The organism is Phaeodactylibacter xiamenensis, from assembly GCF_965229835.1.
Taxonomy (GTDB): Bacteria; Bacteroidota; Bacteroidia; order Chitinophagales; family Saprospiraceae; genus Phaeodactylibacter; species Phaeodactylibacter xiamenensis.
Genome location: NZ_OZ245931.1, coordinates 2506636 through 2519878, shown reverse-complemented (window position 1 = coordinate 2519878; position 13243 = coordinate 2506636). Strand labels below are relative to the sequence as shown.

The following is a 13243-nucleotide window of genomic DNA, read 5'->3' as shown; positions in this document are numbered from 1 at the left end:
AATAAGCCCCCTTCGGCTGCCAAAATGGTACTGAAGGGGGCTTCGTTTTGTTTTGATGGATCTTGTTTTTCTTACGGGTTATCCGCACCGGTTGCTTCATCGGTTTCTTCTGAAGCCACCTTATTCGGTTTAGCATTGATCAGCAGTTCCATGTAGCGGTCGCGCTGCAGCCCAAACTGAGACAGCTCTGAATCCGGCAGTGGCTTAGCAGGTGGGAATTTCATATTCAGGTGGTTGACCTGCTTGCCGTCCTTCCAGAAGCGGAAGCAAACGTGAGGGCCTGTAGCCAGACCGGTAGAGCCCACATAGCCAATGACCTGCCCTTGCTTCACATGTGTGCCCACACTGATACCTTTGGCGAACTTTTGCATGTGCAGGTACTGCGTTTCGTAGGTTTTGTCGTGCTTGATCTTTACGAAGTTGCCATTGCCTTTGGTGTAGGAGGCACGGGTAACCACACCGTCACCCACCGCGTAGATAGGCGTGCCGTAAGGCGCAGCGTAGTCGGTGCCATAGTGCGGGCGGCGGCGCTTCAGGATAGGGTGGAAGCGGTTGAGGTTGTAGTAGGAGGAAATCCGGGAGTACTTCACCGGCGACTTGAGGAAGCCCCGCTTCATCGGGCGGCCTTCCAGGTCATAGTACCCTTCGTGTGCCCCATCTTCGCTCTTGTAGTAAATAGCGTGGTATTCGTTCTCGCCTGTTTTGTAGTAAGCTGCGTGGACGGCCCCGATGCCTACTTCTTCGCCATCGATAAACTCGCGGTCAAAAACGAGTTTGAACTCATCGTTTTTCTGCAGGTGGTGGAAGTCAATCGACCATTGCAGCGCGCCTTCCATTTTAGCAGCCAGCTCGTAGCTCAGCCCCTGTCCGACGATGGCGTTCCAAAGGGAAGACTCCAGCTTGCCAGCTACAGAGCCCTGCTGCGTTTCCACAACACGCTCCTTACGCTCCACCTTGTAGTCACCGGAGAGCTCGAACACCACATACTCGTAGTCGTTGGGCTCATAGACCATGTAAAGCGGCTGCTCTGCGCCCGGCTTGGAAAGAATTGTATAAGGTTTGCCTACCCGAAGGTGGCGAACATCAAAAACATCCTCCATATTGGCGACCAGCTTCTCAATCGAAGGGTAATCGAGCTGCTGACCCAGGAGGATGTCGGCTAAGAATTGTCCGGATTGAATGGTGTTTTCCTGCAATTGCAGCGTATCAATAGCAAAGCCGTACTTCATGGTAGGGACTACTGCCGGGAAAGCGCTAAGCTCCACCGGTGCTTCCGCTGAAGAAAGCGAAGCCCGCAGCCCTTTTTTGCTATTCAGTTGAGTAGCGGCATAAAAAATAGCCGTGCCCGCGAGGAGGACGGCAATTGAGATCGCTGAAATATGTATAGTGCGTTTATGCTGTCGGTAAAAGTGGTTAATCGATTCTGTTAGATCCACGATGAAGTAGGTTTGATGAATAAATGGTGTGCTGTAATTACGGCATACCAAGCCAGTATTGGGGGTGAATACGGTAAATAGCTACTAATTTTTGGGACGAGAACCATGGGATCAAAAGGTGCTGAATATTTTTTGCACCTGCAAATATAGAAGCGGCGGCAAGTTACGCCTAATATTAATTGTTAAAATTACAAAAAATGGAACTTTTTGTTCAGCTCCCCGTATAAAAACTTTTGCGCCACTTCTTTTTCTCCAACTATTTATATCCTTTTTGAACGCTTTTCTAATCATTTCTACGGAATTCCCTACCTTTGCGGGAAATTACCAAACCGGATGGCAGACCAATCGAAATACGGGCTACGGGGCGTCTCAGCAACCAAAGACGAAGTGCACGCCGCCATAAAAAACCTGGACAAAGGCTTATACCCGAACGCTTTCTGCAAAATCCTGCCTGATGTGGCAGCCGGTAGCCCGGAGCATTGCACCTTGATGCATGCCGATACCGCTGGCACCAAAGGCAGCCTCGCTTACCTCTACTGGAAAGAAACCAGCGACCTCTCCGTTTGGGAAGGTATTGCACAGGATGCGATGGTAATGAACCTTGACGACATGGGCTGTGTCGGCTGCACCAGCAATATCCTGCTCTCCTCAACGATTGGCCGGAATAAAAACCGGATTTCGGGCGATGTCATCAGCACCATCATCAACTTTACCTCCGCTTTTGTGGAGGAGATGCGCAGCCACGGCGTAGACATCCACCTCGCAGGCGGAGAAACAGCCGATGTCGGGGATATCGTACGCACCATTGATGTGGGCTATACGGCTTTCGCCCGGATGAAGCGCAGTGACCTGATTGTGAATGACATTCAGCCCGGCGATGTGATTGTTGGCCTCGCCTCCTACGGCCAGGCTACCTACGAAAAATCCTACAACGGCGGTATGGGCAGCAACGGGCTCACAAGTGCCCGCCACGATGTTTTCAGCCACCGTTATGCTTCCAAATACCCGGAAAGCTACGACCCCACACTGCCTGAAACCGTCGTCTACGTGGGCTCCAAGGGCGTGACGGATGAAGTCAGTATCGGGAACGGGCAAAAGATGACAGCCGGCAAGCTGGTCCTGTCGCCTACCCGGACCTACCTCCCCGTGATCGCTCAGCTGTTGAAGCATCTGAAGCCTTCCATACACGGCATGATCCACAATACCGGCGGAGGGCTGTCCAAGGTGGTCAAGTTTATTAATAACGTGCGGGTCATCAAAGACAACCTGCTTCCCTTACCGCCCCTCTTTCAGATGATCCGCGAAGAGTCCGGTACCAATTGGAAGGAAATGTATCAGGTCTTCAATATGGGGCAGCGCCTGGAAGTCTATCTTCCGGAAAGCGAAGCTCAGGCGGTCGTCGATATCGCCAAACAGTTTAATATTGATGCTCAAATCATTGGGCGTGTTGAAAAGGCCGATCAGCCAACGGTAAGGGTGGAAAGCCCCTACGGTACTTTTGAATACGACCATTAATGGATAACACCAACCCCAAGATCCTCAAATGCCGAAAGATTTCAGGTAGCGGGCAAAGGCGAAAATAGAATCGAAGCGTATTTGCCGCTACTAAAACACCATCACTTTGAACAGGCATGAGAAGAGTTACTAAGCAACAGAAAGTCAAAGCTATTACAGAGATTCTGGAATCTTACTACCCTGAAGTTCCAGTCCCCCTCGATCACAAAGACCCCTACACCCTCCTGGTAGCCGTATTACTGTCGGCTCAATGTACCGATGAACGGGTTAACCGCATTACGCCCTTGTTGTTTGAACGGGCGGACAACCCCAAAGATATGGCACAGGTGCCTGTCGATGAAATCCGGGAGATTATCCGCCCCTGTGGCCTTTCTCCCCGCAAATCAGCGGCCATCAGCGAACTGTCAAATATCCTGGTAGAAAAATATGGAGGAGCGGTGCCCGAAGAGATGGAGGCGCTGGAAGCATTGCCCGGGGTAGGTCACAAAACGGCCTCCGTGGTCATGTCCCAGGCTTTCGGAGAGCCTGCCTTCCCGGTCGACACTCACATCCACCGCCTGGCTTATCGCTGGGGGCTGAGCACTGGTAAGAATGTACAGCGTACGGAATATGATCTCAAACGACTTTTTCCGAAGGAGCTATGGAACAAGCTGCACCTGCAAATCATCTTTTTCGGAAGAGAGTACTGCCCGGCAAGGGGGCACGACCCAAGGGAATGCCCGATTTGCAGTCAGTACGGCCGCAAAACCCTGTTTAAGTAAAAGTTAGCGATTGCAATAACCCGGTCATTTAGGGCATAGGGTAGTAACCAACTCCGGGCTTGGCTGTTATTGTGGAAAAAAGAGATATCATGTTCAAAAAATATTTCGGAACCACCATACAAGCCCTTCGCATATTGGCTTTATGGGAAGGCGTTTCCTTCCTGCTGATCTTGTTTTTTACTATGCCGCTTAAGTATATGGCGGGTATCCCTGAGCCCAATCTCGTGGTTGGAATGGCACATGGCTTCCTTTTTATTGGCTACATTACGATAGTGATATTGGCCCGGTCAGAATACAGGATGAGCCTGGGGCAGACTTTTTGGTCGCTGCTTGCTTCCATTGTGCCATTCGGGACCTTTGTGGCGGACAGCAGAATCTTCAAGCCCATACAGCAGCAGGTTCAGAACGGGTAGCCAAAGCCAAGGTTGAAAGCCACGATATCCCCAAGGCGCAGGTCCACGCGGTTCCCGTCCGCCCGAAAGTCCCGGAACCAGTAGTTCTGCCAGTTGGCAGAGCTGCCGGGCTCGTTGGGGAATGGGGCGGCATGCCGGAGTTTTACGCCCATGTCCAGCCGCAGAATGAAGTAGGAAAAGTCGAGCCGCAGCCCAAAGCCACCGCCTATGGCAATTTGCCGGTAGAAAGGTTCATTAGTATAGGAAACCCGCTCCCCGGATTCCTGGTCCATACAGGTATAGGTTGTGCCCCTTAGTAAAAACTGAGAACCGCAACGGTTAGGGTCCCGCCGGAGCGTCCACACATTCCCGGCATCCAGGAAAAATGCCCCGTTCATCAGCCAGAATATTTTGAACCGGTATTCCAGGTTGGCTTCCAGCTTGAAGTCGCCGGTCTGGTAGAGCCGGGTGTTATTCGCACTCCGCACCGCCAGCGTATCTTCATAAGCACCCGGGCCCAGCCCGCGTGGTGCCCATGCCCTTATGCTGTTGGGCCCTCCGGCAAAGAACTGCTTTACATAAGGTACATCGGTGGTGTACCCAAAGGGCCGGGCTACACCAATAGAGAAGCGGGCAGCAAAACTGTGGCTGGGCCGGCTTTGCCAGTACCGCCTCAGGTCAATCTGCGTACGGGCGTATTGTGAAAAATCCACGCCCTGCCCACCGCCCAAATTGAGGCGAAGGGTGTCCGGCTCAAGGGAAAAGCTATTGTAAATCGCATTGCCTGCCCAGATTTCCGCACCCGCCAGCTCCAGATTAAAGCCCAGGTAGTAAGAATTGCCCCGGCGGTTGGGCCGGGAGTTGTACACGTAGTTCATGTCCCGGAAGAGCAGGCTGACAAACAGCTGCTCTCCAAAGGAGCGCTCCAGGAAGGGGTTGAAGGCGAGCAGGGAGTCAAAGTTCGCTTCAGTCGTAGGCAGCAGATAATCAATACCCACATGGTTGAGGATAAACCGCTTGTTGGTGGCTGGTTGGTGGTCAAAGCCGTAGGTGCTTGTGAAAAGGTTGTACTGGTAAAAATCCAGGATGAGCAGATAGTTGTAGTTGGCGGATACGCGGGTGGACGCATTCTCCTGAAGCGATTGGTAAAAGCCTTCCCTGAAAAAGACCGACGATTCCTTTTTGCCCAGCCGGGCCCGGTCGAGCCGCCGCCAGATGCTCAGGTAATCAATAAACCGGGGCAGGTAGAGGTTGGTCTGCAAGCCGAGGTCCACCGTATTCCAAAACTGCCCGGCAGAAATGGCTTGGGGAGCCGGGTTGAATTCCACACCGGCGTTGAAGTCCGTGATCAGGAGCTCCGCCCCTCCAAATACATTCCGGTGGCGCAGCGATGGGCTGACCGTAGTGCCGATAAGGTTGCCAATGCCCGTAGCACTCCGGCTGGCGTAGTTGAACTCCAGGTCGGCACCTACTTCCAGGCGCTTGTTTTGCGTCAGTTCAATGCGGATGTCCAACCGGTCCGGATAGAGCGAATCAATGTTTTGCTTGATCCGGACGAAACGGAATACCCCCAGGCTGTTGAGCTGTTTGTTGGTCAGGTCATAATCGTCCTGACGATAGAGTTTGCCCTGCTTCAGGTAGATGGATTCCACAACAGTGCCCGGGTCTACCCGAAAGTAAGGGTGGGAAGTGCGCAGGTGAATGTTGTTGATCAGGGTATCCATTAGGGTGGAGTCGCCCTGTCCGGGGATGTAGTCGAGAAAGACGCTGATATCGTCAATATGATATTGCTGATGCACCGTATCTTCTGCGGGGGGCAGGACTTCCAGCCGGAGCGCTGCCCGTTGCCCTTCCACCGTGGTATCTGCATCAAGGGGCGCAAAGTAATTGCTGAAAAAGTAGGCATAACCGTGATTGCGCAGGTAGCTGGTAATGCGCTTCCGTTCCTGATCGTACAGTTGCCCGTCAATTGCAGACCCCGGCTTCAGGTAGCTGCGGGGGGCTATGGAGCGCAGGATGCTGTCCACCGTGGGGTCTTTACAGGCAAACACAATAGTATCTACCCGGTACTGCTCATTGGGGGTGACGTGGTAGGTAATGTACATTTTTTTGCGCCTGACCAGTGGGTCAGAATAGACCTCGGCATCGAAATAGCCCTTGTACTGCAGGTAGTACCGCATAGATTGTTCGGTGGCTTCACGCAGGGATGGATCGTAAATCGCCGGGGGCTCGCCGATCACCCGCCGCAGCAGCCGGTCAAACTTGGTCGTATCGCCGGGCCCGTTGGTGACGAAGTAAAACCACTCCCGCGGCATGAAAAAGAACCGGTTGTTTTTGGTCTGCTTGTACAAGGTGGACAGCTCGTACTTCATATTGCGCTCCCGTTCCAGCTTGTCATCCGCATGCAGCTTGATGCTGTTGCCGCGCAGCAGGTATTCATCCGCCGCCAGGTACCTGGAGGAGTTGCAGGATGAAAAAAACAGCAGTGCCAGAACGGCACCGATTAAGTATATTGTGCTTTCACTGCTACGCATGGGCATTTTGATCAACAGCCAAAAAACGTTATGCCGGTTTCTAAAAATACGATCAAATATATACAATCACTCCGCCAGAAGAAGTTCAGGCAAAAGTATGATAAATTCGTTGTAGAGGGCGATAAGATGGTCCGCGAACTGCTGGAACACCGCTCTGAATGGGTGGAAACCCTCTTTGCGCTGCCCAATTGGATGGAACATTTGCCCCCGCAGCAGTGGCCGCCCGCCCTGCAAGCCATCACCGTCTCTGAAAATGAACTCAGTCGCCTTTCCCTGCTCAAAACACCGAATCAGGCGCTGGCGCTCGTGCGGCAGCCTCAGTATGAGCTGAATGCTGATGCCCTCAACGGTCAGTTAGCCCTGTTTCTTGATGACCTACAGGACCCCGGGAATATGGGCACACTTTTGCGCCTGGCCGATTGGTTTGGTATTTCAACGGTGATTTGTTCGCCGAATTGTGTGGAGGTCTTCAACCCCAAAGTCATACAAGCATCCATGGGGGCATTTTTGCGGGTCTCCACCATCGTCGCAGACTTTGGAGCCGTTCTGAACGCCGCACCCGACCTAACGATCTTCGGCGCGGATATGGAAGGGGGAAATATTTTTCAGGCCGATCTGCCCAAAACCGGCGTCCTGGTCATCGGTAATGAAGGCGCAGGCATCACTCCGGCAGTGATGGAAAAGGTGACGCACCGGGTGTCTATCCCCAGAGGAAAGGGCGGTGGCGCAGAGTCGCTCAATGCGGCGGTGGCAGCGGGGATTATTATTGGTGTGCTGCTGAATTAGGCGGGGGCGGCTGGGAAAGGCTAAGCCGGCGGCTGAGGTTCAGGATAAGGTTGAGCAGACCAGGGGAGGGCCTTCATAGGGAACGACCGCTTTGCGATCGACTCGGGGTGCTGCCGGATAGCATGCTATCCACCCTCTGAAGCCACTGCTTGGTACTCAACCTCAACCTGATCCTTAACCTGCTCCAACGCACCTCCAAAAAAAGCCATCCAGGCAATACCCGAATGGCTTTTATCCAGACTAAATTACAGCCTGCTTACAGGAGTTTTTTCAATTCCGCTTCGATTTGTTCCGCACCACGGACGCTGGTAGAAACAATCCGGCCCTCCTTGTCAATCATGAAGGCACGCGGGATGCTGCGCACATCGTAGAGGGCGGCAGCATCAGACTCCCACTTTTTCAGGTCGCTCACATGGTACTCCCACTTCAGGTTGTCCTGTTCGATGGCTTGCACCCAGCGTTGCTTCTGGTTTTGCAGGTAGGTTTCGGCCTCCATTTCGGAATTCAGGCGGCTGCGGGTACGGGAATCCAGCCCGTCCAGAGAAACGCTAAAGACCGTAAAGCCCTGATCCTTGTACTTGTCGTAAACGGCCACCACATTTGGGTTTTCCCGGCGGCACGGGCCACACCAGCTTGCCCAAAAGTCGAGCAGGACGATCTGCCCGCGAAGGTCGGACAACGCATATTCTTTCCCGTCCGGGCTCTTCATTTTGATGTCCGGCGCCATTTGGCCCACCTGAATCAGTTCCTGTGCCTGCTGCTGCATGTACTGACGCTCCACGGCGGTGAGGAAAGCACCGTAGTTGGCACCCATCTCCGAGTTGGGGATGGCTTCATTGAGGCGGCGGAGGGCATTCTTTTGGGTATCCAGAAACTGCCCGTTGGAGCCCAGCGAGCGGTAAGCGACAAAAGCGCCCAGCACCGGGTTGGAAACGGAATCGACGAAATTCTCAATATCCGAAGCCTGATACTCCCGCTTGAAGAGGCTGTTCATGGTATGCGCCAGGATTTTGGAATCCGGAGCCCCCTCAATATCGAAGTTAAAGGTTTGGATATCGTTGAGGTCGCCCTTGAGCGTGACCTGCTTTTCGCTCCCGTCAAAGACGAGGTTGAAATTCTTGGCACCAATGCGCATTTGGTAAACCCCCGCCTCAATGCCTTCCGGGAATTCCATTTTGAACTGCCCGTTGGCATCCATATCCGCTTTCGCTAAAACATTACTTGCTTTGCCGATCTTCACCTGATCGAGGTAGACCTGCATATTCGCTGCATTCTCAATCTGCCCGTCGATAACGGTACCTTTGACCTCAGGGGCACACTGCCAGACGGCCAGGGACAGGAGGGTTGCCATTAGGGTAATTCCAATATTCTTCATGCTCGGTACGAGTATTTTGATTCGGTAATAATTACTAGCTTGCGTTGAGGCTTTAGGCTGATTTTCAACGCCACAAAGATAAAAATAGTATGGAAAATTGGGATTATGGGCGGATAAATCGGTGGGGTGGGGGGCTGCTCGTGTCATCCGGCTGAAATCCAAATGAACGCTAACCACCATAATGATAATGGCATTGAAGAATGGTGCACCTTTGGTCTGGTTTTTTTTTGTTCAGTCTCTATTTGGCTTTCAAGTCATAAGCAGAGCGGGCTTGAAACGTTCCCTTTTCGCTGACCAGAAACCAATTAATGCCTGAAAGTGTAAGAGCCACAATGTTTTTTTTGAAAAAAACACTCAAAAATTTTGGAATCTCGCGGGGGGGGGGGTAAATTTACCATTGTTAGTAAACTACATAGAGTTACAGAAGCAACTAAGACTTCTGTCTCCTGTATGCACAACGCATATTCGCGCAAGCGCTTAATCATCTATTGCACATTTTTATCTGGGGAACAAAATCGGTAAAGGGTATGGCTTCTGTCGTCAGCATGGTTTACTATGTCTGATAAATGTCTGCTCGTTCAATAAGAGATAGGATTACCTGTTCGCGGGTATAAAGCTTATCCTTTTGGCTGATGCATTTAGAAGCTGTCTTGATGGTTAGATTGGTTTGGAATAAAGCATCAATAGCGTGCCTCTGGGTACGGTATTTGTTTGATCCGTTGATGCCCTACTTTGAACCTTTCTGCCAGGGTTAGCCGTTCAGGTCTAGGGTAAGATTTCTATGCCTGGAACCTTAATAATTCGGTTCTTACATGGATAGATGTGTACCAATGTTAGGGTTGTCAGATGGTGAATTAGATTAGCATTATTTGTACGGTAATCCCGGCACAAAGATTAAGTATAAGGTTCAGAAACGGTCTTCCGTAAGGACTGAACTGTTAATGCGTCCCTGTATGCACAAGTTGGTGCATACCTGACATAATATGGGCGTAAACCAAGTTGTCGCAGCTGACGTGGATTTTTTTAGGTAAATCTTTCGATCGATAAGTGCGACCCCGCTGGGGTCGATTCCAAGATCTAAGCTTGTTTTTACTGATGTACGACCCCCAATAGGGGTCGAATATTAATGCGAATCAAGAGCAAACTAAAACGTAGAAGCAAGTTGATTAAGTTTGTGGAATGCGACTTCTACAACTTATCGAGCTATACTTCTACGTGTGCGAAATATACGAACAAAAACTACAATGGTACTGTATGCGGCACACAAAAAACCAGTCACCGCCTAAGTTTACAGACTCTGAGCTTTTATGCAGCTACCTTTTTAGCCTTGCCTACGAGCGCAAAACAAGGGTTAAGGACGCCTATGAGTATATAAAACACCATTGGGCTGACTGTTTTCCGGAGCTTCCAAGTTACCAGGCTTATAACGCCCGGCTTAACCGCCTAGCTAGTGCATTGCCTCATTTGGTAGCCCATTTAGCTGCCCGTTATTCTTTTGCCTGCACAAAAGGCAGGGCTTCTTTTTTGCTTACTGACTCCATGCCTATCATAACGTGTAGTGGCAAAAGGGCTGGCAAGGTAGCCAGAGAGCTATGCGACAAAGGCTATAATTCGACCAAAAAGATGCACTACTTCGGTGTTAAGCTGCACGGGCTTGGTTTTTCACGCTCTGGTGCTCTACCTGTAATAGAGTCTATGCAAATTGGGCCGGCTTCAGAACATGACTTACAAGCACAGCGGCAGTTGTTGGAACAGTATGCCCATTTCCCAATTTTTGGGGACAAAGCCTTTAACGACAGCGAACTGGAGCTAATTTGCCAAGACCAGGGCGGAGAGTTGATGTGCCCAGTCAAATATAAGCGAGGGCAACCTCAGCAAGACAGGCAGCGCCACAAGGCGGCTGACGACCTTTATTCAAAAGCTGTTTCTAAGATTCGGCAGCCTATTGAATCCTTTTTTAATTGGCTTATCGAACATACTGATATTCAGAGAGCTAGCAAAGTTCGGTCATTGTCAGGGCTTATCGTCCACATCTTCGGCCGTATCGCAGCAGCTCTAATTTTGATAACTCAGCTAAATTGACATTTAGCTCTTGATTTGCATAAAGCATATGTTTTACCTTTAAATCTAGGAATAATGGCTAATAAACAATCAGTATCTCCGTTTCAGGCAAGCTTATTAGAATCCAGCATGATGGAAAGTTATTATGTGGATCATGCTAATATGTATGAATTAGAAAAGGATACTATTGCTGATGCTGTTGAAAAAGTATGGATTACCTATTGTTTAGCTGCGTTTCAAACATACGTCTGGAGAAGAGATAATGATCCAAAATCAGAGGTAGACAAAGACACTGAGGATCATCCTGGCTTTAAATATTCAGGTTTAAATCTAGGCATAACTAGAGGTGACTCCTCCCTTGATAGCTTAGCTGTAGGTGGGGAGGATAGTTACATTCCTTTTGAAACATTAAGGGATTATGGTTCAAGTGGAGCGGTTAACTTTGACTTATCAGAATATACTGGCAGAAGTATTGCTCACGAAATCGGGCATCAATTTGGGTTAGGTCATTCTGGGAATTCGAGTCTAATGAATGCTTCTTTGAATGATACCAACAACGATGGTGAATTCTCTTCTAAACATATCAACTTAATCAGAAGCCGGAAAAATAGCCCTGGTACCCGGCCAAATTAAAAAAAAATGACTTTGTACTATCTTGTTGGTTTTTGTGTTTTAAATTTAAATTGTTCAATTATGAATTTGGCTCGCATTCTTTTTGCAATATCATTTTGTTGCACAATAATTATTGGATTTGGTCAAGATGGCATCAAAATTGAATTAGAGTTACCTGAAGAGGTAGGTTATCTGGAAAACCTCCATTTGAAATATAGCTTTTCTTATACAGGGGTCGAACCAATTAGCATAAATAATCCTGTGTATAATTGGGAATTGTTTATTAAGGATGAGACATCTTCAGATGAATACTTGATCTTTACAGGTAACAATTATAAAACTTCTGATGAGGGAGCCAACACAGGTATTAGTAAGTATAGCAATGGATATATTTATAGCGATGTTTTCGAGGCAGATTTGCTAGGTGTCTTCAATAAAACCGGTTTAGACATTTGCCCACAAAATGATAGGTTTACTTTAGAACCAGGTAATTATATTTTGAAACTAGTTTATTATCCTTCGGAAGATGAGAGCGAAGCCATCATTAGACAAGAGGAATTAATCGTCATAGACTATAAAGAGAGTAAGGAAAAGGAAGCTGCTGCATGGTTGGAGCGATTACCTCATCCTTTGTTTCTTACCAAAAGACAATTATCTGCATGTCGATTCTGCGATTATGAAGCTATTCTTCTAGCTGAAAGTTTTATCAAACGGTTCCCAAATTCGCGTTTTGTAGCATATGCACATTGGCTTATTGCTTTCAATACGGGAGCAATATACCGTAAACTTAGAATCGCTATAGATAAGACTAATAAAGATAAAATAAAATACCATAGCGAACAAGCAATAAAGAAAGAAAAAGGCTTCTCACGAGAGCTTATGGTGACGAAGGTTTCTATTCTTTGAAAAACGATAATTATGTACAGGAGGAATTTTGTCATACTGTTAATACTGTTACCATTTGCCACAATTGCACAAAAACTAGTTGTTAAGCTTGAATTACCTGAAGAGATAGGGTATTTAGAGCCAATAAATTTGAAATATTCCTTTTTGTACAAAGGAGAGGAAGCTATCAATATAAACAGTCCTTACTACAGTTGGGATGTGTATATCAGGCGAGAAGATCACGATGCGGAATGTTTGATTTATTCGGGGGGGAACCTTCTTATTGGTGGGCAAACCATTTCTTACGTGAATTGTGAGCCAGGTTTATCTTTTACGCACATATTTGAAGCAGACTTGGTGCATTGTGATTTCAAAAAATCAGGGTTAGACGTTTGCCCCCCAAATGAAGGATTTACCCTAAAACCAGGGAAATATGTATTGAAGTTGGTTTACTACCCCTTACAAGAAAAAGAACAAGCAATTGTCAAAGAAGAGGGGTTGATAGTTGTAGACTATAAGGAAAGCAAGGAAAAAGAAGCTGCAGCATGGCTGGAAAGCTTATTTCATCCATTGTTTCTGTATGAGAATGGATTGCCAGGTTGTCGCTATTGCGATGATCAGGCAATTGCCTTGGCAGAAGAGTTTATTCGGCGTTTTCCTGAGTCGCGCTTTGCTGCTGATGCCCACCTTAGAATAGCGGCTAAAACGGAAACATTCCATAGGCGATATGATATAGAATACAGCAAAGAGGATTACGATGAAATCATCTACCACTACGAGCAAGCGGAAGCTAAGAAGACTGGAATCATGAAAGAAGTAATGATAGAAAGAGTCTCTGAAAAACTACGAAAGCTCAAGTTTTTACGTAAGCGCGACTACTAAACCA

The 13243-nt window shown here is 48.7% G+C and carries 11 protein-coding genes; 8 read left to right on the top strand and 3 right to left on the bottom strand.

From position 1 onward, the window contains the following. Positions 1-71: 71 nt before the first annotated feature. Positions 72-1436, bottom strand: a complete 1365-nt coding sequence (locus ACO08I_RS09255) for a peptidoglycan DD-metalloendopeptidase family protein (protein WP_282780713.1) — start codon at positions 1434-1436, stop codon at positions 72-74. A gap of 333 nt (positions 1437-1769) precedes the next feature. Here ACO08I_RS09255 and ACO08I_RS09250 point away from each other — a divergent pair, with 333 nt between their 5' ends. The 3 genes from ACO08I_RS09250 to ACO08I_RS09240 all read left to right on the top strand — a co-directional run bounded on the left by ACO08I_RS09250 (position 1770) and on the right by ACO08I_RS09240 (position 4125). After that, positions 1770-2951, top strand: coding sequence for an AIR synthase-related protein (locus ACO08I_RS09250; protein ID WP_421949140.1), 1182 nt, complete (start codon positions 1770-1772; stop codon positions 2949-2951). Positions 2952-3067: 116 nt separating this feature from the next. After that, a complete protein-coding gene (nth, locus tag ACO08I_RS09245) occupies positions 3068-3712 on the top strand; it encodes an endonuclease III (RefSeq protein WP_282780709.1) in 645 nt (214 codons plus the stop codon). An 89-nt stretch (positions 3713-3801) separates the two neighbouring features. Beyond that, positions 3802-4125: a DUF3817 domain-containing protein gene (locus ACO08I_RS09240; RefSeq protein ID WP_282780707.1), complete on the top strand. Its 324-nt coding sequence runs from the start codon at positions 3802-3804 to the stop codon at positions 4123-4125. Here the strand turns inward: ACO08I_RS09240 and ACO08I_RS09235 are convergent. After that, complete coding sequence (locus tag ACO08I_RS09235; protein ID WP_421949139.1) at positions 4113-6638, bottom strand: BamA/TamA family outer membrane protein; 2526 nt, start codon at positions 6636-6638, stop codon at positions 4113-4115. The two genes, ACO08I_RS09240 and ACO08I_RS09235, sit on opposite strands and share 13 nt — an antisense overlap. Positions 6639-6668: 30 nt before the next feature. Between ACO08I_RS09235 and ACO08I_RS09230 the strand changes: the two genes are divergently transcribed. Next, complete coding sequence (locus ACO08I_RS09230) at positions 6669-7424, top strand: TrmH family RNA methyltransferase (protein ID WP_421949138.1); 756 nt, start codon at positions 6669-6671, stop codon at positions 7422-7424. A 256-nt stretch (positions 7425-7680) separates the two neighbouring features. Here the strand turns inward: ACO08I_RS09230 and ACO08I_RS09225 are convergent, their stop codons facing one another. Next, positions 7681-8799: a peroxiredoxin family protein gene (locus ACO08I_RS09225; RefSeq protein ID WP_421949137.1), complete on the bottom strand. Its 1119-nt coding sequence runs from the start codon at positions 8797-8799 to the stop codon at positions 7681-7683. Between the two features lie 1254 nt (positions 8800-10053). Between ACO08I_RS09225 and ACO08I_RS09220 the strand changes: the two genes are divergently transcribed. From ACO08I_RS09220 to ACO08I_RS09205, 4 genes are read left to right on the top strand one after another with little or no spacing between them, the layout of a single operon-like run. Then, positions 10054-10881 carry a transposase gene (locus ACO08I_RS09220; protein ID WP_421946533.1) on the top strand — a complete coding sequence of 276 codons (828 nt, stop codon included), beginning with the start codon at positions 10054-10056 and terminating at the stop codon, positions 10879-10881. 54 nt (positions 10882-10935) lie between these two features. Next, the gene (locus ACO08I_RS09215; protein WP_421949136.1) at positions 10936-11493 is read left to right on the top strand and encodes a reprolysin-like metallopeptidase; all 558 of its coding nucleotides are present in this window, start codon (positions 10936-10938) and stop codon (positions 11491-11493) included. Positions 11494-11499: 6 nt separating this feature from the next. Further along, on the top strand, positions 11500-12378 hold the full coding sequence (locus tag ACO08I_RS09210) for a hypothetical protein (protein WP_421949135.1): 879 nt from the start codon (positions 11500-11502) through the stop codon (positions 12376-12378). A gap of 12 nt (positions 12379-12390) precedes the next feature. Continuing rightward, complete coding sequence (locus ACO08I_RS09205; protein ID WP_421949134.1) at positions 12391-13239, top strand: tetratricopeptide repeat protein; 849 nt, start codon at positions 12391-12393, stop codon at positions 13237-13239. Positions 13240-13243 lie beyond the last annotated feature (4 nt).

What these genes read in the sequence shown, in the direction of transcription:
- ACO08I_RS09250 (WP_421949140.1), top strand. Translation starts at nt 1,770, where the DNA reads ATGGCAGACCAATCGAAATACGGGCTACGGGGCGTCTCAGCAACCAAA.
- nth (WP_282780709.1), top strand. Translation starts at nt 3,068, where the DNA reads ATGAGAAGAGTTACTAAGCAACAGAAAGTCAAAGCTATTACAGAGATT.
- ACO08I_RS09240 (WP_282780707.1), top strand. Translation starts at nt 3,802, where the DNA reads ATGTTCAAAAAATATTTCGGAACCACCATACAAGCCCTTCGCATATTG.
- ACO08I_RS09235 (WP_421949139.1), bottom strand. Translation starts at nt 6,638, where the DNA reads ATGCGTAGCAGTGAAAGCACAATATACTTAATCGGTGCCGTTCTGGCA.
- ACO08I_RS09230 (WP_421949138.1), top strand. Translation starts at nt 6,669, where the DNA reads ATGCCGGTTTCTAAAAATACGATCAAATATATACAATCACTCCGCCAG.
- ACO08I_RS09225 (WP_421949137.1), bottom strand. Translation starts at nt 8,799, where the DNA reads ATGAAGAATATTGGAATTACCCTAATGGCAACCCTCCTGTCCCTGGCC.
- ACO08I_RS09220 (WP_421946533.1), top strand. Translation starts at nt 10,054, where the DNA reads ATGCGGCACACAAAAAACCAGTCACCGCCTAAGTTTACAGACTCTGAG.
- ACO08I_RS09215 (WP_421949136.1), top strand. Translation starts at nt 10,936, where the DNA reads ATGGCTAATAAACAATCAGTATCTCCGTTTCAGGCAAGCTTATTAGAA.
- ACO08I_RS09210 (WP_421949135.1), top strand. Translation starts at nt 11,500, where the DNA reads ATGACTTTGTACTATCTTGTTGGTTTTTGTGTTTTAAATTTAAATTGT.
- ACO08I_RS09205 (WP_421949134.1), top strand. Translation starts at nt 12,391, where the DNA reads ATGTACAGGAGGAATTTTGTCATACTGTTAATACTGTTACCATTTGCC.